The organism is Vulcanimicrobium alpinum, assembly GCF_027923555.1.
GTDB classification, from domain to species: domain Bacteria; phylum Vulcanimicrobiota; class Vulcanimicrobiia; order Vulcanimicrobiales; family Vulcanimicrobiaceae; genus Vulcanimicrobium; species Vulcanimicrobium alpinum.
This window is the reverse complement of sequence record NZ_AP025523.1, coordinates 1288016-1309447: the sequence shown is the minus strand read 5'-3', so window position 1 is coordinate 1309447 and position 21432 is coordinate 1288016. Positions and strand designations below refer to the sequence as shown.

The window sequence follows — 21432 nt, the reverse complement described above, 5'->3', positions numbered from 1 at the left end:
GTCGGGTGTCAGTCGTTGACGCCGAATACCGAGAGCAGCGGCTGCAGCGAGCCCGTCTCCGGGATCAGGATGAACTGGCCCGAGACCGCCTTGTCCTTGTCGAGAAACTGCGACTCGATCAGAAAGACGTCCTGATCGGGGAGGATCGACATCAGCGTTCGGAACGCTTGCTGGACCGTCCCGTACGAGAGCGTCGGGACCGACGGCAGGAGGTTGTTCCCGGTGAGCGAGATCAGCGCGGTCAGGTACGATCCGGCGATGATGTTGCCGAGTTCCTTGAGCGTCGAGTCGACGATCGAGTCGAAGATCTGGATGTCGCCGATGATCCGCTTGATGAACACGTTGACGAACTCGGCGGCCTGCTCGCGATCGAACAGCACGACCATCTGGCCCGGCGCCTCACCGCGCACGTACATGTGCAGCGCGGCGACGCTGCGGTCGGCCGACCCGACGCGGCTGGAGAGGTCGCGGAACTTCAGCACGTCGATCGTCGGCTCGGAAAGCTTCACCGTCGTGTTGAGCAGCTGCGAGAGCGCGGTCGCCGCGTGGCCGGCGCCGATGTTCCCGACTTCCTTGAGCGCGTCGCGCTGGATCTCGCTCAGGGTCGGCGCGGTGGAGTTCATGCCAGCACCTTCTGAACCGTCTCGAGGATCTTCGGCGGTTGGAACGGCTTGGTGATGAACGACTTCGCGCCGGCCTGGATCGCCTCGACCACAAGCGCCTGCTGACCCATCGAGGTGCACATGATGATCCGCGCCTGCGGATCCTGCGCCACGATCTGCTTGACCGCGGTGATGCCGTCCATCTCCGGCATCACCATATCCATGGTCACCAGGTCCGGCGTGAGCGCGCGGTATTTTTCGACGGCTTCCACGCCGTTCTGCGCCTCGCCGACGACCTCGTAACCGTTCTTGCTCAGAATTCCCTTGATCATCATCCGCATGACGACGGCGTCATCGACGATGAGCACGCGTTTCCCCGACATCCGTTGTGTGCGCTCCTCAGGCGGGTCGGCGGCATTGGTACTTTGACTGCCGCTTGTTCATCTCGATAGACGTCTTGAGCAGATGCCGCCCCGGCGTACGTCCCCTTCTTTTGCTTGTCGGCAGACGAAGAGCGAGGCTTCACCGCGGCTCGCGCGTCACGGCATGAATTCGGCGAGACGGGACGGCGCGGCCGGGCCCCAGTCAGGCGATGTCCTTCGAGAGTCCGCGGTTCACGGTTCTTTGCGAAATCTTTGCATCAGGCGGGCGACGGCCTCGTCTTGTCCTGCGAGCGCCATCCGTTGCGATCGGATGTAGGCTTCGACGACCTCGCCCTCAACGTCGTCGATGCGGGTGAGCCCCGCTGATCCGGCGCCTACGAGGTAGTATCGGTCGCCGACCTTCATAACGTGTACGGTCACGTTCGGCGCGAGGAACGTCGACTCGACGACCGTGACGAGGCGTTTACCTGTCGAGGCGACGAGGCGCCGGCGATGCAACAACCGTACGGCAGAGGTCATACCGAGCAGCAGCAGGGCGACGACCCCCAGAGCCCAGAGATACGTGACGACGACGTGCAGGGTCCTACACCTTGTTGAATTCGTCGAGATCGCGCTGCTCGGCGAGCGCAGCCTCGAGATCGTGGGCTTCGCGGCGCCGTTCCTTGAGCGTTTCGAGCGCCTTGCGAGCCCGTACAGCCGCGCCGAGATGGTGCCGTGACGCGTCCGTTCCGGCTGCGCAAGCGTCGAGCCGTTGCCGCGCCGCGACGATGACGCGGTCAAGGTAGTCGAGGTACGTGTACGTAGCACGCAAGCTGATCGCTTCGAGCTTGCCCTGACCGCCGAGAAGTGCGGTACGCGCCGCTTCGCGGCTAGCTGTGAGGCAGTCGAGAACACGCTGCGATTCGCGCTGGTCGGCGACCTTGTGCGCGTGCTCAGCGGCCCGCACACGTTCGATGCGCTCGCGATGCCGAAGGACCGGATCCAAGAAAAAGCGGAAGGCCGTCATGCGAGCGTCGTCACCTGGCGAGCCGACGAGATCGCGTCCGAGATCGGTTCGTACATGTCATCGCCCTTAGCGCTGGAGGTCTCCGGTCCCGTGGATGCCTTGCTCACATCAGTACGTTCGCTGTTGGGTTGAAGCGGAATGAAGAAGCGGATGCCGGGCCGCCGGCTCGTCGGTCGAAACTCTCCGAGGCCGAACTTCGGTGACCGTCAGGACCCGGGTGACCCTCTCGACCCCAGTATCACGTCGAGGCGTTGATCGGAAAGTATCCTGCGACGCGCCGCATCCATGCCCGGCGCTCTGGACACTATCGGTACGAACCGTACAGGCTTTATCGACCTCGCAGAATTGGCGGGCGACGCGTCGCGCCGGCGTCAGTGCGCGAGCGCGGAGCGCTCGGGTCCGACCGAGACGGCGACGACGGGTACTCCCGTGAGCGCAGCGAGCCGCTCGACGAACGCGCGCGCGTTGGCCGGCAGGCCGGCGATCCGCCGGACGTCGCGCAGGTCTTCGTTCCAGCCGGGATGTTCCTCGACGTCGACCTGCAGATCAGGATCGCCGATCCCCTCGACGCCGCAAGGCGTCCCGTCGGCGCGCCGATAGCCGGTGACGATCCCGATGCGCTCGAAGCCCGAAAGCACGTCGAGCTTGGTGAGGACGAGCCCGTCGAGGCCGTTGAGCCGCGCGGCGTAGCGCGCCGCGACCGCGTCGTACCAGCCGCAGCGGCGCGAACGGCCGGTGGTGACGCCGAATTCGCGGCCTTGCGCGCGCAGCCGCTCGCCGCGCTCGTCGAGCAGTTCCGACGGAAACGGGCCTGCGCCGACCCGCGTGCAGTACGCCTTCGCGACGCCGAGGACGCCGCGAATCGAGGTCGGACCGATCCCCAGCCCTGTGCACGCGCCGCCCGCGACGGTGTGCGAACTTGTGACGAACGGATACGTCCCGTAGGTCACGTCGAGCATCGTCCCCTGCGCGCCCTCCGCGAGGACGCGCTCGCCGCGTTCCATCGCCTCGTGCAGCCAGGCGACGCCGGGAACGACGTGCGGCACGATCCGCTTTGCCAGCGCGAGCGTCTCGCTCACGACGTCTTCTTCGCGCGGCAGCTCCTCGGCGCCGACGAACAGCGGTGCGCGCGCGAGCAGCGCCTGGCGCACTTTCGACGCGACGGCTTCCGGCTTCGCGAGGTCGCCGAAGGTCACGCCGATGCGCGCGACGCGATCGGTATAGGCGGGACCGATCCCGCGGCCGGTGGTGCCGATCGCCGCGCCGCCGCGCTGCTTCTCGGAGAGCCTGTCGAGCGTTGCGTGATAAGGAAAGACGACGTGGGCGCGATCCGAGACGCTGATGCGGCCGACGTCGACGCCGAGCTTCGCCAGCATGTCGAGCTCGTCGACCAGACCGCGCAGCGACCCAACGGTCCCGCCGCCGATGAACAGCCGCGTCCCGGCGACCAGGACGCCGGAAGGCACGACGTGCAGCGCGAGCTTCGTCTCGCCGACCTCGATCGAATGCCCGGCGTTGTCGCCGCCGCCGAAGCGCGCGACGATCCCGTAGTCGCGCGCGAGCAGATCGACGACGCGGCCCTTTCCTTCGTCACCCCACTGGATGCCCACGACGATGTCGACGGGAGCGCGCTCGCCGTCGCGGTGCGGGGTCCAAGCAATCACGTCAGTCTCCGCGGAAATCGAGGTCGCTCGTACTTCCGACCGGGAGCGCGGGGACGCCTTCGAACGAGGTCATCACCCACTCGCTGAACAGCGCGTTGGGCCAGCCGAAGTCGACGCGGGAGAACTTCGTGGGATCGTCGGGATTGAACGCTTCGTGCAGGAGATGGTCGCCCGGATCCGAGGCGAGGAGTTCGTTCAGGACGTCTTTGCGCTCGCCGTCGCTCGAGGCGGTGAAACCTTCCATCAGCATCGCCAACGGCCAGACCCAGCCGTCGTTGGTGTGCGGCGAGCCGATCCCGCGCGCGAGCTTGCCGACGTAGTAGGTCGGGTTGTCCTTCGAGAGCAGAAACTTGCGCGTGTTCTTGTAGATGAACGACGAGGACTTGGTGTAGCCGAGGTACGGCGCGGACAGCAGCGAGGGAATGTTCGCGTCGTCCATGAGGATCGAGTTCCCCATCCCGTCGACTTCGTAGGCGTACACGTAGCCGTAGTTCGGCGTGAACACGACGCCGTACGTCTGGATCCCGGTCTGCACTTCGGTGCGCAGCGCGGCAGCACGCTGCGTTTTGATCAGGTTGTGGTAGACGTCGCGCTCGATCTCTTCGAGTTCGCCGAGCGCGACGACGGCCATCATCTCCGAGGGGATCAGATAGTTGAAGTTGCACGCGTCGTCGGAGGGACGGAAGCCGCTCCAGATCATCCCGGTGTACGCGACCGGCTTTCCCTTGCCGCCGTCGGGGAGTTCTTTGTGCGTGTAGCGCGAGTTGCGCGGATGATCTTGCTCGCGCTCCATCGTGTCGAGCGCGCTGTCGAAGCCCAGCGACAAGTCGCCGGTGAAGATCGACGTGTCGCCGGTCTGTTTCCAGTAGGTCCACGCCAGCGTGATCGGATACGCAAGCGAGTCGAGTTCGAACTTCTGCTCCCACACCCGATAGTTCAGCGTGAACGCGTTCGCGTAGGGGTCGATGTGCAGGTAGCGCCCCATCCGCGCGATAATCCCGCGCAGAATGGTGCGGACCTGCGGGTCGTCTTTCGCGAAGAACAAATACGGGCGCACCTGCGCGCTCGCGTCGCGCAGCCATTCCGCGGGGATGTCGCCGGTCTTCACGTAGGCGGTGCCGTCGTCGGCGACCGTGATCTGTTTGCTCGTATTGAGCAGGGCCGCGCGGTAGAGCGTCTCGAGCTTCGCGTCGGGGGTCTGATAGCCGGCGGCGGCTTTGCTGATCGCGTCGAGTTCGATCGCCGGTGCGGGGAGCGGCCCGAGCAACGCAAGGGCCGCGAGCGTGCATAGCACCGCGCGAACGATCGATAACCGCATCTGTTGGCCCCTCGCTACCGTGCGGCCGGAGGCGTTTCCTCTCGGCGCACGATGACGTGCGCCACGTTTACGCGAGATCGCCGAGGACGTCGGCGTACTCGGCGCCCGCGCGTTCACGCAGCACGCGATAGATCAGCGAGGCCGGAAATCCGAGCCGTTCGAGCTTGCGCGCCGCCGATTGATACGAGACCGACGGGTTGGCGCGGCGGATCCGGTCGTAGGCGGCGTCGATGCGCTCCGCCTCGGAAATCGCGGCCGCGCCGACTTTCTCGCGCGCCGCGTCGCGGTCGATGCCACGGCTGACCAGCTCGGCAACGAGCCGCGCATCGCCGACCGCGGCGCGCTTCCCCTCGACGTAGAGCAGCGCGAAGAGCCCGTCATCGACGAAGCCGTCGCGCCGGCACAACGCAAGCGCCGCCTCGACCTCGTCGTCGGGGAATCCCTTGCGTTGGAGCTTCGCCGCGAGCTGGGCCGCGGTGAGGCGGCGCTGCGCCAAGAAGCGCAGCGCCGTCACGCGTGCCGAGGGCATCGGGCCCTACTCGTCGTCGCTCGCGACGCCGGCGCCGACCGTCTTGGCGGCGCCGTTCGTCGAATTCGCCGACTTGAGCGCCTCGCGGATCTTCGCCGCGATCTCGTCGGCGACGTCGGAGTGTTCCTCGAGAAACGCCTTCGCGTTCTCGCGGCCCTGGCCGATGCGCTGCTCGCCGTACGTGTACCACGAACCCGACTTGCCGATGATATTGCGCTCGAGCGCGACGTCGATGATCGAGCCCATCTTCGAGATCCCCTTGCCGTAGGTGATGTCGAACTCGGCTTGACGGAACGGCGGCGCGACCTTGTTCTTCACCACCTTGACGCGGGTGCGCGTCCCGACCACGTCGGTCCCGACCTTGATCTGCTCGAGCTTGCGGACGTCGAGCCGGACCGAGGCGTAGAACTTCAGCGCGCGGCCGCCCGAGGTCGTCTCGGGATTGCCGAACATCACGCCGACCTTCTCGCGCAGCTGATTGATGAAGATCATCACGCACTTTGAGCGCGAGATCGCCGAGGTCAGCTTGCGCAGCGCCTGCGACATCAAGCGCGCCTGCAGGCCGACGTGCGTGTCGCCCATGTCGCCTTCGAGTTCGGCTTTGGTGACGAGCGCGGCGACCGAGTCGACGACGACGACGTCGACGGCGTTGGAACGCACCAGCATCTCCGCGATCTCGAGCGCCTGTTCGCCGGCGTCGGGCTGCGAGACGAGGAGGTTGTCGAGATCGATCCCCAAGCCTTGGGCGTAGGTGGGATCGAGCGCGTGCTCGACGTCGACGAACGCCGCGGTGCCGCCGGCTTTCTGCGCTTCGGCGATGACGTGGAGCGCGAGCGTCGTCTTCCCGCTCGACTCGGGGCCGTAGATCTCCACGATGCGGCCGCGCGGCAAGCCGCCGACGCCCAGCGCCAGATCGAGGGCGATCGATCCGGTGGAGATGACGTCGAACGCCATCCGCTCCTGGATCTCGCCCATCTTCATGATCGAGCCCTTACCGAACTGACGCTCGATCTGCGCGAGCGCGCTGGTGAGAGCTACCTGTTTCTCGTCTGCCATGATGCTCCGTGACGTCGGGTGGTCGGGATGATCCGACGGTACCGCGCTCGAGTGCCAGATGCGTGACACAGTTCGAAGCGCCGCCGCCGACCCTTCCCACCGCGCTCCGCGCCGGCAAGGCGCGTCATTACCTCCACCCTTCGAAGCGAGCAGGGATCGAACCTGTGTTCGACAGCAGATTTTAAAAAGTCTTTTCTTATATAAGCCCACTGCAATATACTAGCCAAGTATGGAGGCCTTCGCCGCGCTCGCGGACCCGACGCGCCGCCGCATCGTCGAGATGCTGGCGGAGCGCGACTACGCCGCCGGTGAACTCGCGCGCCGGTTCGACATGACGCAGCCCGCGGTCTCGCAGCATCTCAAAACGCTCCGCAACGCCGGGCTGATCGGGATGCGCAAGGATGCGCAGCGCCGGATCTACGCGCTTCAGCCGGCCGGTCTCGCCGAACTGGATGCGTGGCTCTCGCGCTATCGCCGCTTCTGGAACGATCGCCTCGACGCGCGCGACGGCAACGCCGACCGGTAACCGCGGGCCGGAAAACCCCGTTACGCGGCGGCGCCCACTTCGAAGAGCGCTCGCGTGAACTGCGCCGGATCGAACGGCGCAAGCGCGTCCTGTCCTTCGCCCAGCCCGATGTACTTCACCGGAACGGTGAGCTGATCGACGATCCCGACCAGCACGCCGCCCTTCGCGGTCGAATCGAGTTTCGTGACGATCACGCCCGTCAGCTGCGTCGCTTCGTTGAAGAGCTTGGCCTGCGAGAGCGCGTTCTGTCCGGTGGTCCCGTCGACGACGAGCAGCGTCTCGGACGGCGGCGCACCCATCTCGCGTTCGATGACGCGACGCATCTTCTTCAGCTCTTCCATCAGGTTCGTCTTGGTCTGCAGACGGCCCGCGGTATCGACGAGCACGACGTCGATCCCTCGCGCCTTCGCCGCGGTCATCCCGTCGAACACGACCGACGACGGATCGGAGCCTTCGGCGCCGCGCACGTACTCGGCGCCGGCGCGCTGTGCCCACACCGCGAGCTGCTCGGCCGCCGCGGCGCGGAACGTGTCGGCGGCGACGACCATCACCTTCTTGCGCTGCGCGCGCAGCACCGTCGCGAGCTTGCCGATCGTGGTCGTCTTCCCGCTCCCGTTGACGCCGACGACGAGGATCACCGCCGGCTTCGCCTGCACGTTGAGCGTCATCCCGGGCAGCGTGAGAAAGTTCTGCACGTCGCGGCGGAAGCGCGATACGACTTGGTCGCTCGTCTCGTAGCGATCCTGTTTCGCGACGACCTTGAGCGCGTCGACGATCTTCACCGTCGTCGGCACGCCGAAATCGGCGGCCAGCAAGATCTCTTCCAGGTCGTCCCACAGCTCGTCGTCGACCGGACGGCGCGCGAGCGCCATCGTCTCGAGCTCGCCGCCGAAGGCCTCGCGCGTCCGCTGCAGCGCGGTTTTCAATTTTCCGAACCAACTCACGATAGCGGCTGGTTCGCGGCGCGCCGGGTCGCGGCATCCTTGCGCGCGCTCCGACTTCGGTCGGGCTGCCGCACGCCCCCTCGCTGCGCGGCGCCGCGGCGGGGTACAATCCCGCCATGATTCCGCACCGTGAGATCGCGCCCGGCGTCGGCGTTTCGGCGCTCGGCTTCGGCGGCTACCACCTCGGGATGCTCGACGACGAACGCGAGGCGATCCGCTTGCTGCACGCGGCGATCGACGCGGGGATCACCTTCCTCGACAACGCGTGGGAATACAACGAGCATCGCAGCGAGGAACGGATGGGAAAGGCGCTCGCCGACGGCGGCCACCGCGATCGCGTCTTCCTGATGACGAAGGTCTGCACGCACGGCCGTGAGAGCGCCGTCGCGATGCAGCAGCTCGAGGAGTCGCTGCGCCGTCTGCGCACCGCCAGGCTCGATCTATGGCAGATTCACGAGTGCGTGTACGACGACGATCCGCACCGGCACTACTCCACGGGCGGCGTGGTGGAAGCGATCGATCGCGCGAAACGCGATGGAAAGGTGCGCTTCGTCGGCTTCACCGGCCACAAGGGTCCGGCGATCCACATCGACATGATCGAACGCGGCTATGCGTTCGACACCGCGCAGATGCCGCTCAACGTCCTCGATCCGAACTACCGCAGCTTCGAGAAGCACGTCCTCCCGCTCGCGCGCGAGCGAGGGATTCATGTCATCGGGATGAAGGCGTTCGCCGAAGGTCGGATGCTGCAGGCCGGCGGCGTCGACGCCGACGACGCACTGCGCTACGCGATGTCGCTCCCCGGTGTTCTCACGACGGTCACCGGGATCGACTCGCAGGCGGTGCTCGATCACCACGTGCGCACCGCCGACGGCTTCACCGTTCGACGACGCGGCGCTGCAGCGGCTGCGCGACCGCCACCGCGAACGCGCGACCGACGGCCACCTCGAGCTCTACAAGTCGTCGATGAAGAACGACGCCGACGAGGGCCGAGCACAGCACGGCTTCCCGCCGATGAACGAACTGGCGATTGTAGCCGGGCGTTCAGCGCGCCGCGGCGGCGGTCGCGTAAAAACGCACGAGGTCGGCCTTGAACGCGACGAGGGAGTCCGCGTTCAAGTACACCATGTGACCCGAGGGGTAGTACGCGTAGTGCAGGCGCGCGCGCTGCGCTGCATCGAGTCCCATGTGACCCAGCAGATACTCGGTACTGTAGAAGCCGGTAGCGAGGTCGTAGTAGCCGTTCGCCGAGAGGACGTGCAGCGAGGGGTTCTTGACGATCGCCGACTTGAGGTCGGCGACGACGGTCGGTGCGTTGGAGTCGTTCTCGCGCTGGTACTTCCACGCCCGGTTGACGCTGAAATCGAGGACGTCGTAAGGCCGGTCGTCCTTGTAGTGCAGCACGTCGTGCGCGTAGTGGTTGAACGCCGCCACGTATGCCGCCGACGTCATCGTGTCGGAGGGATCGTAGTCGGAGTAGGCGGCATTGGTGTCGGTCGACGTCCCGCTGTAACGGCCGTCGTAGCGTCCGATCGTGCGGCCCTCGTCGCGTAGCAGTTCCTGACGGAACTTGTTCGGGTCGATCCGCAGGTCTGCGGCACGGACGTACGCCTCGCTCAATCCGGTGAACGCGTGCAGCTGGCGCACGATCGCGGTGCGCGACGCGTCGTCCAGGAGGTCGCCCTGCGCGAGCGCGTGCAGGTACGGGCCCGCCGCGAACGCGCGCGCCTGCGCGACGAAGCGGGCGAGATCCGGCGACGCGCCAACAGCGCGGTGGTGGTACCACGCGACGGCCGCTTCGGTCGGCAGGTACCCCGCGTAGACGTAGTCGTTCCCGGGGCCCTGGCCGATCGGCAAAAAGTTGTAATCGAGCGCGCTCGAGAGCAGGACGACGCCATTCACCGCCATCCCGTCGTCCTGCAGACGGTTCACGACGTTCGCCGCGCGCGTCGTCCCGTAGGATTCGCCGAGCAGAAACTTCGGCGACTCCCAGCGCGCGTTCTTGGTTGCCCAGCGTTCGATGAACTGCGCGAACGCCTTCGCGTCTTCGTCGATGCCGTAGTAGTCGGCGGTCTTCCCGCGCGCGACGATCGTGCTCCAGCCCGTACCCACCGCGTCGACGAACACGAGGTCGCTGGTGTCGAGCAGCGACGACGCGTTGTCGACGAGGCGCGGACGCGGGCCGGGGAGCGAGCCGTCCTTCGGCACCGGCACTCGGACCGGTCCGAACGAACCCATGTGCAGCCAGATCGACGACGAGCCCGGGCCGCCGTTCCATAGGAACGTGACCGGACGCCGCTTCGCGTCGGCGCGGTCGGCAGTGTAGGCGACGTAGAAGACGCTTGCGGTCGGTTCGTTCTCGGCATCGCGCAGCAGGAGCGTTCCGGCGCGGGCCGTGTAGGCGATGCGCTTCCCGCCCAGCACGATCGCGTGATGCGTCACCGCATCGCGTGCTCCCGGGACGGGGCGGAACGGGGCCGGCGAGGGCGACGATTGCGCGAGCGCCGCCGACGGCGCGACCAGCGCGCTCAGCGCGAGCGAGAGCAGCAGAGGGCGCATCCTCAGCGGCCCGCCGCTTCGCGATAGAACCGCGCCAGATCGCTTTTCAGCGCGCGGCGTGACTCGTCGTTGAGATAGATCATGTGCCCCGACGGATAGAAGCCGTACTCGATGTGCGTTCGCAGGCCGGGATCGAGATCGAGATGGTGCAGGGTGTACTCGGTGCCGAAGAACGGCGTCGCCAGATCGTAGTAGCCGTTGGCGGCGAACACGCGCAGGTACGGATTTTTGATGAGCGCTTCGCGCAGGTCGCCGGCGACGTTCGGTGCGAGCGCCGAGCGGCTGCGGCGAAACTTCCAATGCCGGCCGACCACGGGATAGTTGGTGCCGTAGTAGGTGCGGTCGGTCTTGTAGCCCAGATCGTCGCGCAGATACCCGTTTGCGGCACCGACGAACGCGTCGGTCAGCAGATCGTCGCTGGCCGGATCGTACGTCGCCGAATCGCTCGTACGGTCGATGGCGGGACCGCGATAGCGGCCGTCGAGCCTGCCCGTCTGCACGCCGCTGCGCTGCAGCAGCACCTGCTCGAAACGGGCTGGTTCGATCCGCAGATCGGCGCGATCGATGTACGCATCATCGAGGCCGGTATACTCGTGCAGTTTCGCGACGATCGCTCGCCGCGCCGGCGCGTCGATCGCGTCGCCGCGCGCGAGCGCGTCGGCGTACGGTCCCAGCGCGAAGCGCCGGACCTGGTCGACGAAGCGCGGCAGATCGGGCGGGTTCGCCGGCAGTGCGTGATGGTACCACGCGACCGCCGCTTCGGTCGGCAGAAAGGCGATGTTGCCGTAATCTTCTCCGAGCCCCTGACCGTTGTCGAGCGCGTTGTAGTCGAGCACCGACGAGACGAGGATGACGCCGCGCACGGCCATCCCGTGCTTCTGCAGCAGGTTGACGACGTTCGCGGCGCGCGTCGTCCCGTAGGACTCGCCGAACAGAAACGCCGGCGACGACCAGCGGTCGTTCGCGGTCGCCCACGTGCGGATGAAATTGTCGAACGCGCCGGCGTCCTCGTCGACGCCGAAGAACGTCTCCGCCGTCCCTTTTCCGGTGATCTGACTGAACCCGGTCCCGACCGCGTCGACGAAGACGAGATCGGTCGTATCGATCAGCGAATCCGCGTTGGGGACGAGCGGCGTGTTCGGCGCGGGGACGGTGCCGTTCGACGGCGCGTCGACGCGCAGCGGTCCGTAGGACCCCAGATGCAGCCACATCGACGAGGATCCCGGGCCGCCGTTCCACACGAACGTAACCGGTCGCGTGCGCGGATCGGCGCCGTCGAGCGTGTACGCGACCGAGAAGACGCGCGCGATCTCGTCGCCCTCGGCGTTGCGCAGCGCGAGCGTCCCGGCTTTCGCGGTGTAGGCGATCGGTTTGCCGCCGACCGTGACGCTGTGATGCGTGACGGCGGTATCGTCGGCGGCGCGCGCGGGATGCGGCGCGCCCGCGACGCAGGCGAACGCCGCCAGGAGCGCGGCGAACGTCAATCTCCGTATTTTCACGGACTCCGCGGTTCGCGCCGCAGCGCGCGTCGGCCTACCGCGCCGCCCGGCAGACCGTCGCCCTGAGGCTAGCCCATCGCCCTGACGTCGGTTGCGGGATTCTGGGCGGGGTTTCGTCGCGTGTACTTCTGTTTCACCGTGGGGTCGCCCTCACGATATCCTAGATCGGCACGCAGCGCCCGTAATTTCGTCCGCAGGTGGATCACCGCTTGCGCGTGGATCTGCGAGACGCGCGACTCCGAGACGTTGAGGGCGCCTTTGATTTCCTTGAGCGTCAGGCCCTCGAAGTAGTACAGCGAGATCACGGTGCGCTCTTGCGGCGGGAGTTCGTCGACCGCGCGGACCAGCGCCGACTTGATCTCGCGCGCTTCGACCGCGCTCGTGACCTCCGTGCCGTCGTCGCGCAGCGTGTCGAGCAACGGGATCTCGTAGCCGCGCTCGTTGGGAAGAAACTCTTCGAGCGAGAGGACCGACGTGCCGCGGATCTTCTGCATCAGCACGTCGAGCTCGCGCCGCGTGATCCCCATCTTCGCGGCCACCTCGTCTTCCGTGGCAGCGCGGCCGAGCTGGATTTCCAACTCCTGGTAGGTCCGCTCGAGCTCGCGCGCCCGCTGACGGACGGCGCGGGGGACCCAGTCGAGCGCGCGCAGCGCGTCGAGGATCGCGCCGTTGATGCGCGTGATCGCGTAGGTCTCGAACTTGACGCCGCGCGCGTCGTCGTACTTCTCGATCGCGTCGATCAGGCCGAGGATCCCGTCGTTGATCAGATCGTTGATCTCGACGTTGGGCGGCAAGTTGATCGAGATGCGTCCGGCCACGTACTTGACCAGATGCAGGTACTTGTGAACGATCTCTTCTCGGCTGAGCTCGACCCCGCCGATAATGTAGCGCGACGAATCGCGGAGTGCTTTCACGGCATGCTCCCGAGACGGGTCCTCACTTGCCTGCCCCCAATTGGTGCACGCTTCACGCCCACCTGCTAAAGCTCCCCTCGCTCTCGGCCGAAAACAGATCGCCATTCGTTACATCGCGGCGTCCCCAATCCCGGTCAATTCGCACAATGTGCGCGAAACCGCATCGAGCGCGACCACCCGGTCCACCAAGCCGGCCGCCGCGGCGGCGCGCGGCATCCCGTAGACGACTGCGCTGGCCTCGTCCTGCCCGACGACGTAGCCTCCGCGTTCCTTGATCACGCGCAGACCCGCGACGCCGTCCTGTCCCATCCCGGTGAGGATCACGCCGAGCGCGGCCGGACCGTAGATCTCGCCGACCGACGCCGCCATCACGTCGACGCTCGGGACGTGCAGCGACTTGACGTTCTCGTCGTAGAGGGCGATCCGCACCGCCGCGACATGCCGTTCCAATCGCAGTGGCCGCCCGGCCGGCGCGACCACCGCAACGCCCGGGGCGAGGTCAACCCGTGCTTCCCTTCGATCACGGCGATCTTGCTCGCCGCGTCGAGCCGCTCGGCCAGCGGGCGCGTGAACCCGGGCGGCATGTGCTGAACGGCGACGATCGGGACGGGGAACGATGCGGGGAGGCGCGGCAGAATCTGCGAGAGGGGGACGGGACCGCCGGTCGAGGTTCCGATCGCGACGCAGGCGAACGCGCCGCGCGTCCTCACGGCGGTGCGCCGCAGCGGCTCGCGCGGCGTGACGGGCGCGGGCGCGGCCGGCGGCGCGGTGCGTGCCGCCTGCATCGCGCGCAGGTACGCACGCCGGCTGCCGAAGTGCCGGACCTTCTCGACGAGCTCGCGCTGCACGTTCACGATATCGATCAGTGACGAGTCGGGTTTGGGGATGAAGTCGACCGCGCCGGCCTCGAGCGCGCGCAGCGTCGTCTAGGCGCCTTCGCGGGTGAGCGCGCTGACCATGATCACCGGCGGCCCGCGCCGCTCCACCATCCGCCGCGCGGCTTCCAGGCCGCCGATCCCCGGCATCTCGACATCCATCGTCACGACGTCCGGATGGAGTCGCTCGACCATCGCCAGCGACTCCTCGCCGCTCGCCACCGTCCCGACGACGCGGATGTCGGCGACCTTCTCGAGCATCTTCTGGATCGCACGCCGCATGAACGCCAAGTCGTCGGTGACGACGACGGTGATCGTCCGCGCCGGCGCGTTCACGCCGTCACCCGTAGGGCGTCGAGCGGCGCCGCTTTGAGGCGATAGACGATCGCGTCGGGCCCGATGACCGGCTCGTAGAGATCCGTCAGATGAAACAGCGACTCGGCATGTCCCAAAAACAGATAGCCTCCGGGACGCAACGCCCTCCATCGGCGGTCGGTCGCGCGGAACGAGAGCGCGCGATAGTAGCCGGCCGCCGCGAGTTCCAGGACGCGCGGAGAGATGTCGGTCGCACGGATCGACAGCATCGCGTTGCTGACCTTGCCCGTCTCGATCAGCGTCATCGCGAGCGAGTACGGCTCTTCGCCCGACGAACACGCGGCCGACCATAGGCGCACGCGCGGCGAACGCGCCAGGAATTCATCGAGGACCGACGCGGCGAGGGTCTTGAGCTGAGCGCGTTCGCGAAAGAAGTACGTCTCGTTGTTCGAGAGGATCGACGCCAGCTCGTTCCACTCGCTCTCACGCTTGGGAGCGTCGCGCAGAAAGCGCACGTACGCGCCGTAGGTGTCGAAGCCGCGCTTCACGACGCGCGTCGAGAGCCGGCTGAGCGGCAGGAAGCGCTTCTGGTCGTCGTACCAGATGCCGAACCGCGCGCGGACCAGATCGCGCAGCGTGACGAACTCGGCGTCGGAGATCTCGAGCAACGCGCCTCAGCGATACCGGATGCGTGGGTTGGCGACGGCGTAGAGCACGTCGACCGCAGCGTTGACGACCACGAAGACGGTCGCGAAGAGCAGCAGGCAGCCGTTGATGAGCGGCATGTCACGGTTCGAGATCGCTTCGAACGCGAGCCGTCCGACGCCCGGCCACGCGAAGACCGATTCGGTCAGCACGGCGCCGCCAAGCAGCAGCCCCGTCTGCAGGCCCAGGATGGTGATGATCGGGATGAGCGCGTTGCGCAGGGCATGCTTCATCACGACCGCGCGCGCGCCGAGCCCCTTCGCCCGCGCGGTGCGGATGTAGTCGGACGAGAGGACGTCGAGCATCCCGCTGCGCGTGATCTTCGCGACGATCGCGAGCGGGATCGTGCCCAGCGTGATCGCCGGCAGCACGAGGTGACGAACCGCGTCGAGCGCGGCGCGGCCGTTCCCCGCCAGCAGCGCGTCGAGGACCACGACGTGCGTGCGCGCCGGCACCGCATAGGCGTACGAGATCTGGCCCGAGATCGGAAAGAGATCGAGCCCGATCCGCGACGGCAGCACCGCCAGCGCGTACACCAGCATCCAACCCAGCCAGAACACGGGGAACGAAACCCCGACCAGAACCGCGCTCATCGTGAACGCGTCGAGGGCGCCGCGATGGCGGACCGCTGCGAGCACGCCCGCCGGGATCCCGACGCCGATCGCGACGAGCATCGCGCCGACCGTCAGTTCCAGCGTCGCGGGAAAATACTGCGTCAGCTTCTCGGCGACGGGACGCGCGTCGAACGCGGAGACGCCGAGATCGCCGCGCGCGACCGCAGCGAGATACAGCACCAGCTGGACATACCACGGCCGGTCCAGGCCGAGCGACGCGCGCAGGTGCGCGATCTCCGCCACGCTCGCGTGCTCGCCCAAACGCAGCGCGACCGGATCGCCCGGGATCGCGTGCATGAACGCAAAGCTGACCACGGTGATCGCTACGAGCACGGCGACGAGGCGGACGAGCCGATCGGCGACGAAACGGACCATACGGCGGCGGACGCGGAACTATGCGCGCAGCGCGGAGAGCCCGAACTTGGCCGCCTGCGCGTACAGATACAGCCACTCCAGCGGGGTGAAGTCGTTGCGGTCGCGCTGCAGCAGCGCCGCGAAACGCGGCGTCTCTTCGAGCTGACGGAACAGGATGTCGAAGCGCACGGGCTTGCGTTCGAGCACGGTCATCAGCCGCGCGCGATGACGCAGGCGGCCGTAGAACGCGCGCCGGACCGCGCGCGCGTAGCCGGGCGCCGCGTCGCGCGCGCCTCCGGCGTGCACGGTTGCCGCTGCCTCGGCAGCATAACGCCCGCTGGTCGCCGCCTCGTGAATCCCCTCGCCGGTCGTCGCATCGACCAGGCCTGCCGCCGTGCCGCCCACCATCACGTTGTCGGCACCGATCGTCACGCGCGGGAGGCCGCCGTAGAGCAGGTTGCCCTCCTCGCGCACGGTGTACGGAATCCCCGCGAAGAGCCGCTGCCGGACGGTGACGAGAAAGGCGTCGAGTTCGGCACGCAGCGCCGCGCCGGCGACCTTCGCTTGAATCCCCAGCCCGATCGCCAGATGGTCGCGCTTGGGGAACATCCACGCGATCACGTTGCGGCCCGAGAGCGGGCTCACGTAGTAGTGCATCTCGAGCGTGTCGTACGTGCGCTCCGCCGCCGGCCGCTCGGGATAGACGCGGTACTGAAAACAGGTGATGAGCCCGTCGGCCCAAGCGGGGTGGCGAAAGCGCGGCTCGACATCGTCGAGGCGTGCGCTCGAGCCCTGCGCGAGGAAGACGGAGCGCGCGCGAATCGCCTTGCGGGTTCCTTCCTTCATGTCTGCGTACTCGACGACGACCTGGTCGCCGTCGCGGCGCAGCCCGCGAAAGAGCGTGCTGGTCCGGATCTCGGCGCCCTCGCCGCGGGCCAGCGCGCCGATCGTGCCGTCGAGTTCCTCGCGCGTCGTCGTGTGCGACGGGCCGACCTTGAAGGCGTACGTCCGCTTGACGGTCGTCAGCGTGATCGTCGATGGGTCGAGGTGCACGATCGAGCGCGGGAGATCGAACTCCTCGCAGAAGCCGGGCCGCAAGCCGGCGGCGCAGACGCGCTTGGCTCCGACGATCGGATCGCGCTCGAGCACGACGGTTGCAATCCCCCGGCGAGCCGCCTCACGTGCGGCCGTCCCCCCGGCCGGTCCGCAGCCAACGACGAGGAACTCGGTCGACTCCATGCGGCCGGGGCCTTCGCGCACCGATGCGGTGATGCCCGTTACGGCGGCAAAGGACAGCGGTCCGACGGCGCTAAACGCAGGACCGTTCGAAGCGCTCGACGCCGTCGAGCCTTTCTTTGTGTCGTAAAGGACCTTTGGTGACCGGTTTAACGCAACAGCTCGGGATCGAGCTCGGCCTCGGGGCCGGGGTACTCGCTATCCTCTACGGGCTCTATCTCGTCTCGTGGGTGCTCCGCCAACCCGCGGGCAACGCGACGATGCAGTCGATCGCCGCGGCGATCCAGGAAGGTGCGATGGCCTTCCTGCGCCGTCAGTACACCACCGTCGCAATCGTCGCCGTCGTGCTCGCAATCGTCATCGCCGTGCTCCCCGCTCCGCTGGGCTGGGAAGCGGCGCTCGGCTTCGTGATCGGCGCGGTGCTCTCGGGGTCGGCGGGATTCATCGGGATGATCGTCTCGGTGCGCGCCAACGTCCGCACGGCGGAAGCCGCGCGCGGCGGCGTCGGACCGGCGCTCGACCTCGCGTTCAAAGGCGGCTCGGTAACGGGCCTGCTCGTCGTCGGTCTGGGCCTCTTCGCGGTCAGCGGCTACTATGCGATCGTCAGCGCGATCAACGTCGGCCATGCGTCCCCGGAGGCGGACAGCCTCGCGGCGCTCATCGGGCTCGCCTTCGGCTGTTCGCTGATCTCGGTATTCGCACGTCTGGGCGGCGGCATCTTCACGAAAGCCGCCGACGTCGGCGCCGACCTCGTCGGAAAAGTCGAAGCCGGGATCCCCGAGGACGATCCGCGCAACCCCGCCGTGATCGCGGACAATGTCGGCGATAATGTCGGCGACTGCGCCGGCATGGCGGCCGACCTCTTCGAAACGTACGCGGTCACGACGATCGCGGCGATGTTGCTGGGCCATCTGCTCTTCGGCAAGACGCTTCCCGGTGCGGTGACGTTCCCGCTGATCCTCGGCGCGGTCTCGATCGTCGCCTCGATCATCGGCACGTTTTTCGTGCGGATGGCGAAGAACGCGACGCCGTCGCCCGGCAAGATCATGGGCGCGATGTACCAGGGGCTGATCGTCGCGAGCGTCATCTCCGCGATCGCTTTCTACTTCGTCGCGCAGTCCGAGTTCAGCGGCGGGGTGACGCTGCCGAACGGCCAGGTCGTCGGCCCGGTGCAGATCTTCGTCTGCGCGGTGGTCGGCCTGATCGTCACCGGCCTCATCACGTACATCACCGAGTACTACACCGGAACGCAATACGGCCCGGTGAAGCAGATCGCGGCGGCGTCGACGACCGGTCACGCGACGAACATGATCGCGGGGCTTGCGGTGTCGATGCAGTCGACGGCGCTCCCCGCGCTGGTCATCGTCGTCGGGATCCTCGTCTCGTACGGCTTCGCCGGACTCTACGGCGTCGGCATCGCGGTGATGGCGATGCTCTCGATGGCCGGGATCATCGTCGCGATCGACTCGTTCGGGCCGATCACCGACAACGCCGGCGGCATCGCCGAGATGTCGGAGATGCCCGAGAGCGTGCGCCGGGTGACCGATCCGCTCGACGCGGTCGGCAACACGACGAAGGCCGTCACCAAAGGTTACGCGATCGGCTCCGCCGGGCTCGCGGCGGTCGTGCTCTTCGCGTCGTTCCTCCAGGAACTCAGCGACAAGTGCGCGGCGAACCCGGGTCTCGCGTGCGCGACCAATAAGATCACGTTCGGACTTGAAAACCCGTACGTGCTCACCGGACTGCTCGTCGGCGGACTGCTGCCGTATCTCTTCGCGTCGCTCTCGATGCAGTCGGTTGGACGTGCCGGCGGCGCGGTCGTCGAGGAAGTGCGCCGTCAGTTCCGCGAGATGCCCGGGATCATGGACGGGACGCAGAAACCGGACTACGGCACGACCGTCGACATCGTCACCAAGGCGGCGCTGCGCGAAATGATCCTGCCTGCGCTCATCCCGATCGGCGTACCGATCCTCGTCGTCGTGCTGGCGCTGATCGGTGTGCTGCCCGGAAACGCGGGCGCGCAGATGATGGGCGGCGTGCTCGTCGGTGCGATCGTCACCGGGATCTTCGTGGCGATCTCGATGACCTCGGGCGGCGGTGCGTGGGACAACGCCAAGAAGTACATCGAGGACGGAAATTACGGCGGCAAAGGATCGCCGGCGCACGCGGCGGCGGTCACCGGCGATACCGTCGGAGACCCGTACAAAGACACGGCCGGCCCCGCGATCAACCCGATGATCAAGGTGCTGAACATCGTCGCCTTGCTGCTCGTCGGTTTTCTCGTGCACTAGAGCCGCGTCGTCACGCGTGGTCAGCGTCACGCTGAGCCCGTCGCAGCGCAGCCGCCTTCGTGCACGAAGAAAGCGGCGCTTCGACAGGCTCAGCGTGACATCGTTTTACGAGACGGCTTCTGCGGTGGTGGAGGCGTCGAGTAATGCGTTGACGGCTTCGGGGCTCATCGGTCGGTGGAAGTGGTAGCCTTGGGCGTATTCGCAGTCGAGGGCGATGAGTTCGCTCGATTGGCGAGCGGTTTCTACGCCTTCGGCGACGATGTCGATACCGTACGAGTGGGCGAGTTGGATGAGCATGCGGACGATCGGGGCGCTGCCGAGGCCGCCGTCGGTGCTTTCGACGAACGAGCGATCGATTTTCAGGGCGTCGAACGGGAGCTGGTGCAGGTAGCGCAACGATGAGTAGCCGGTGCCGAAGTCGTCGATGCAGAGATGGACGCCGGTGGCGCGCAGCCGCGCGAGCGAGCCGAGCGAGAGCGTGTTGGAGCGGATCACTGCCGATTCGGTGATTTCGAGGACGATGTCGTCGGAGGAGAGGCCGAAGCGGCGCAGGTTGCGGGCGACGAACGCATCGAGGTCCGGTTCGAGGACTTCCTGCACCGAGAGATTGACGTGCATGCGCAGGTCCAGAAGCGGGGCGCGGCTGCGCCATTCGGCGAGGCGCCGGCAGGCGTCGAAGAAGACGAAGCGGCCGATCGGGACGACCAAGCCGACTTCTTCCGCGAGCGGGATGAATTCGCCGGGGAGAACGTCCCCGGACGCGGGGTTGCGCCAGCGGACGAGCGCTTCGAACGCCGTGATGCGCCGATCGCCGAGGCGCACGATCGGCTGATATTCGACGCGGAACTGCTCGCCTTCGATCGCGGCGCGCAGGTCGCTGGTGAGTGCGAGCCGGCGCGCGGCTTCGTAGTGCATGTGGTGGTCGAAGAACGCGTGGCGGCCGCGGCCGCGCGCCTTCGCTTGATACATCGCCGTGTCGGCGTTGCGCAGCACTTCTTCAATGCGTTTTTCGCCGGGCTCGATCTTCGCGATCCCGATCGACGCGGTGTTGTAGACAGCGCGGCCTTCGATCAGCATCGGGGCGACGAGTGCGCCTTGAATCGCTTCGACCGCGTCCTCGATCTGGCCGACGTCTTGGCGATGCGCGAGGACGAGACCGAACTCGTCGCCGCCGATGCGCGCGATGAAGTCATCGGGCGAGACCGTGGCGCGCATGCGGTCCGCGACGGCCACCAGCAGCGCGTCGCCGGCCATGTGGCCGAGCGAGTCGTTGATCGACTTGAACTCGTCGAGGTCGACGAAAAGGACCGCATAGATGCGCTGGGGCTGGGCGCGCGCGGTGTCGAGCGTCTCGGCGAGGCGTTCTTGGAAGAACGTGCGGTTCGGGAGCCCGGTCAGCGCATCGTGCGTCGCTTCGTGGCGGAGGCGGGCCTGGTTCGCTTCGAGCAGGCGGCTGCGCTCGACTTCAGCGCGATGCGCCTGCGCGCTCGCGACGGCCAGCCCCATCAAGTTGACGAAAAGCTGCAGCCCGCGTATGGTGTCCCGGCTCGGAATCCGGCCGTCGGCGGGGCCGTCGGGGCTCAGGTAGCCGATCATCTCACCGTCGCTGTCGCGCAGGACGAGGCACAGCGAGTCGCGCTCGTGCCAGCGGTCGGGGGCTTCGCGCGGCGAGTCGCGGTCGGCTTCGCCGGCGTAGATCGCGCGCTCCCAGGTGAACTCGCGCTCGGCCGGGATGTAAAACGCGTTTTCGAAGACTTCGAAGCGGGGCGCGAGGACGGAGAGGATGTCCTCCTTCGCGACGCGTTCGTTTTTGCGCGCGCGCTGGACCTCGGGGTTGTAGCCCAGCAGCACGCGGCGCGTCATCTCACCCGAGACGCTGCCGTCGGCCAACACGATGGTCACGTAGCGAAATCCGAACAGATCGGCGACGCCCCGCGCGATCGATTCGAGCGCGAGATCGAGCTCACGCAGACGCAGAATGTCACGCGTGATCTCGAGGACGCGTTCGAATCGGCGCTCCACGGGCATTACCGAAAATATCG

The 21432-nt window shown here is 67.2% G+C and carries 20 protein-coding genes and 1 pseudogene; 3 read left to right on the top strand and 18 right to left on the bottom strand.

Translation table 11 applies throughout. The features are described 5' to 3' along the window. Positions 1-8 precede the first annotated feature (8 nt). The 8 genes from WPS_RS06530 to recA all read right to left on the bottom strand — a co-directional run bounded on the left by WPS_RS06530 (position 9) and on the right by recA (position 6558). Positions 9-623 (bottom strand): chemotaxis protein CheC, encoded by a 615-nt coding sequence (locus WPS_RS06530; protein WP_317997033.1) that lies wholly within the window; start codon positions 621-623, stop codon positions 9-11. Further along, a complete protein-coding gene (locus WPS_RS06525; protein WP_317997032.1) occupies positions 620-985 on the bottom strand; it encodes a response regulator in 366 nt (121 codons plus the stop codon). The genes WPS_RS06530 and WPS_RS06525 overlap by 4 nt, the downstream gene beginning before the upstream one ends. A gap of 231 nt (positions 986-1216) precedes the next feature. Beyond that, entirely contained in the window at positions 1217-1504 is a 288-nt protein-coding gene (locus WPS_RS06520; protein WP_317997031.1) for a flagellar biosynthetic protein FliO, read from the bottom strand. Between the two features lie 64 nt (positions 1505-1568). Continuing rightward, positions 1569-1991: a flagellar export protein FliJ gene (gene fliJ / locus WPS_RS06515; RefSeq protein WP_317997030.1), complete on the bottom strand. Its 423-nt coding sequence runs from the start codon at positions 1989-1991 to the stop codon at positions 1569-1571. A gap of 371 nt (positions 1992-2362) precedes the next feature. Beyond that, on the bottom strand, positions 2363-3655 hold the full coding sequence (locus WPS_RS06510; RefSeq protein WP_317997029.1) for an adenylosuccinate synthase: 1293 nt from the start codon (positions 3653-3655) through the stop codon (positions 2363-2365). Position 3656: 1 nt separating this feature from the next. Beyond that, positions 3657-4973: a glycoside hydrolase family 125 protein gene (locus WPS_RS06505; RefSeq protein ID WP_317997028.1), complete on the bottom strand. Its 1317-nt coding sequence runs from the start codon at positions 4971-4973 to the stop codon at positions 3657-3659. A gap of 67 nt (positions 4974-5040) precedes the next feature. Beyond that, positions 5041-5502: a regulatory protein RecX gene (locus tag WPS_RS06500; RefSeq protein WP_317997027.1), complete on the bottom strand. Its 462-nt coding sequence runs from the start codon at positions 5500-5502 to the stop codon at positions 5041-5043. A 6-nt stretch (positions 5503-5508) separates the two neighbouring features. Beyond that, the gene (gene recA / locus WPS_RS06495; RefSeq protein WP_317997026.1) at positions 5509-6558 is read right to left on the bottom strand and encodes a recombinase RecA; all 1050 of its coding nucleotides are present in this window, start codon (positions 6556-6558) and stop codon (positions 5509-5511) included. Between the two features lie 229 nt (positions 6559-6787). Here recA and WPS_RS06490 point away from each other — a divergent pair, with 229 nt between their 5' ends. Then, the gene (locus WPS_RS06490) at positions 6788-7084 is read left to right on the top strand and encodes an ArsR/SmtB family transcription factor (RefSeq protein ID WP_317997025.1); all 297 of its coding nucleotides are present in this window, start codon (positions 6788-6790) and stop codon (positions 7082-7084) included. A 20-nt stretch (positions 7085-7104) separates the two neighbouring features. Here the strand turns inward: WPS_RS06490 and ftsY are convergent, their stop codons facing one another. Beyond that, positions 7105-8028: a signal recognition particle-docking protein FtsY gene (gene ftsY, locus WPS_RS06485; RefSeq protein WP_317997024.1), complete on the bottom strand. Its 924-nt coding sequence runs from the start codon at positions 8026-8028 to the stop codon at positions 7105-7107. A 116-nt stretch (positions 8029-8144) separates the two neighbouring features. Here ftsY and WPS_RS06480 point away from each other — a divergent pair, with 116 nt between their 5' ends. After that, positions 8145-9122 carry an aldo/keto reductase gene (locus tag WPS_RS06480; protein ID WP_317997023.1) on the top strand — a complete coding sequence of 326 codons (978 nt, stop codon included), beginning with the start codon at positions 8145-8147 and terminating at the stop codon, positions 9120-9122. Here WPS_RS06480 and WPS_RS06475 read toward each other — a convergent pair. The 8 genes and pseudogenes from WPS_RS06475 to WPS_RS06440 all read right to left on the bottom strand — a co-directional run bounded on the left by WPS_RS06475 (position 9073) and on the right by WPS_RS06440 (position 17102). Then, the gene (locus WPS_RS06475; RefSeq protein ID WP_317997022.1) at positions 9073-10587 is read right to left on the bottom strand and encodes a S10 family peptidase; all 1515 of its coding nucleotides are present in this window, start codon (positions 10585-10587) and stop codon (positions 9073-9075) included. The two genes, WPS_RS06480 and WPS_RS06475, sit on opposite strands and share 50 nt — an antisense overlap. Before the next feature lie 2 nt (positions 10588-10589). After that, positions 10590-12071 (bottom strand): S10 family peptidase, encoded by a 1482-nt coding sequence (locus WPS_RS06470; protein WP_317997021.1) that lies wholly within the window; start codon positions 12069-12071, stop codon positions 10590-10592. Positions 12072-12154: 83 nt separating this feature from the next. Continuing rightward, a complete protein-coding gene (locus tag WPS_RS06465) occupies positions 12155-13000 on the bottom strand; it encodes a FliA/WhiG family RNA polymerase sigma factor (protein WP_317997020.1) in 846 nt (281 codons plus the stop codon). A gap of 108 nt (positions 13001-13108) precedes the next feature. Then, positions 13109-13785 (bottom strand): annotated as a pseudogene (locus WPS_RS06460) (CheB methylesterase domain-containing protein). 141 nt (positions 13786-13926) lie between these two features. Continuing rightward, positions 13927-14211 carry a response regulator gene (locus WPS_RS06455; protein ID WP_317997019.1) on the bottom strand — a complete coding sequence of 95 codons (285 nt, stop codon included), beginning with the start codon at positions 14209-14211 and terminating at the stop codon, positions 13927-13929. Beyond that, a complete protein-coding gene (locus WPS_RS06450; protein WP_317997018.1) occupies positions 14208-14858 on the bottom strand; it encodes a CheR family methyltransferase in 651 nt (216 codons plus the stop codon). Before WPS_RS06450 ends, WPS_RS06455 begins: the two co-directional genes overlap by 4 nt. Positions 14859-14864: 6 nt before the next feature. Further along, entirely contained in the window at positions 14865-15884 is a 1020-nt protein-coding gene (locus tag WPS_RS06445; protein WP_317997017.1) for an ABC transporter permease, read from the bottom strand. Between the two features lie 18 nt (positions 15885-15902). Then, positions 15903-17102, bottom strand: a complete 1200-nt coding sequence (locus WPS_RS06440; protein WP_317997016.1) for a geranylgeranyl reductase family protein — start codon at positions 17100-17102, stop codon at positions 15903-15905. 137 nt (positions 17103-17239) lie between these two features. Here WPS_RS06440 and WPS_RS06435 point away from each other — a divergent pair, with 137 nt between their 5' ends. Continuing rightward, complete coding sequence (locus WPS_RS06435; protein WP_317997015.1) at positions 17240-19390, top strand: sodium-translocating pyrophosphatase; 2151 nt, start codon at positions 17240-17242, stop codon at positions 19388-19390. A 105-nt stretch (positions 19391-19495) separates the two neighbouring features. Here the strand turns inward: WPS_RS06435 and WPS_RS06430 are convergent, their stop codons facing one another. Continuing rightward, complete coding sequence (locus WPS_RS06430; protein ID WP_317997014.1) at positions 19496-21412, bottom strand: putative bifunctional diguanylate cyclase/phosphodiesterase; 1917 nt, start codon at positions 21410-21412, stop codon at positions 19496-19498. Positions 21413-21432: the final 20 nt, after the last annotated feature.

Excerpts from the sequence above, each read along its gene's own strand:
- WPS_RS06530 (WP_317997033.1), bottom strand. The coding sequence starts at position 623 with ATGAACTCCACCGCGCCGACCCTGAGCGAGATCCAGCGCGACGCGCTC.
- WPS_RS06525 (WP_317997032.1), bottom strand. The coding sequence starts at position 985 with ATGTCGGGGAAACGCGTGCTCATCGTCGATGACGCCGTCGTCATGCGG.
- WPS_RS06520 (WP_317997031.1), bottom strand. The coding sequence starts at position 1,504 with ATGACCTCTGCCGTACGGTTGTTGCATCGCCGGCGCCTCGTCGCCTCG.
- fliJ (WP_317997030.1), bottom strand. The coding sequence starts at position 1,991 with ATGACGGCCTTCCGCTTTTTCTTGGATCCGGTCCTTCGGCATCGCGAG.
- WPS_RS06505 (WP_317997028.1), bottom strand. The coding sequence starts at position 4,973 with ATGCGGTTATCGATCGTTCGCGCGGTGCTATGCACGCTCGCGGCCCTT.
- WPS_RS06500 (WP_317997027.1), bottom strand. The coding sequence starts at position 5,502 with ATGCCCTCGGCACGCGTGACGGCGCTGCGCTTCTTGGCGCAGCGCCGC.
- recA (WP_317997026.1), bottom strand. The coding sequence starts at position 6,558 with ATGGCAGACGAGAAACAGGTAGCTCTCACCAGCGCGCTCGCGCAGATC.
- WPS_RS06490 (WP_317997025.1), top strand. The coding sequence starts at position 6,788 with ATGGAGGCCTTCGCCGCGCTCGCGGACCCGACGCGCCGCCGCATCGTC.
- WPS_RS06480 (WP_317997023.1), top strand. The coding sequence starts at position 8,145 with ATGATTCCGCACCGTGAGATCGCGCCCGGCGTCGGCGTTTCGGCGCTC.
- WPS_RS06475 (WP_317997022.1), bottom strand. The coding sequence starts at position 10,587 with ATGCGCCCTCTGCTGCTCTCGCTCGCGCTGAGCGCGCTGGTCGCGCCG.
- WPS_RS06445 (WP_317997017.1), bottom strand. The coding sequence starts at position 15,884 with ATGGTCCGTTTCGTCGCCGATCGGCTCGTCCGCCTCGTCGCCGTGCTC.
- WPS_RS06440 (WP_317997016.1), bottom strand. The coding sequence starts at position 17,102 with ATGGAGTCGACCGAGTTCCTCGTCGTTGGCTGCGGACCGGCCGGGGGG.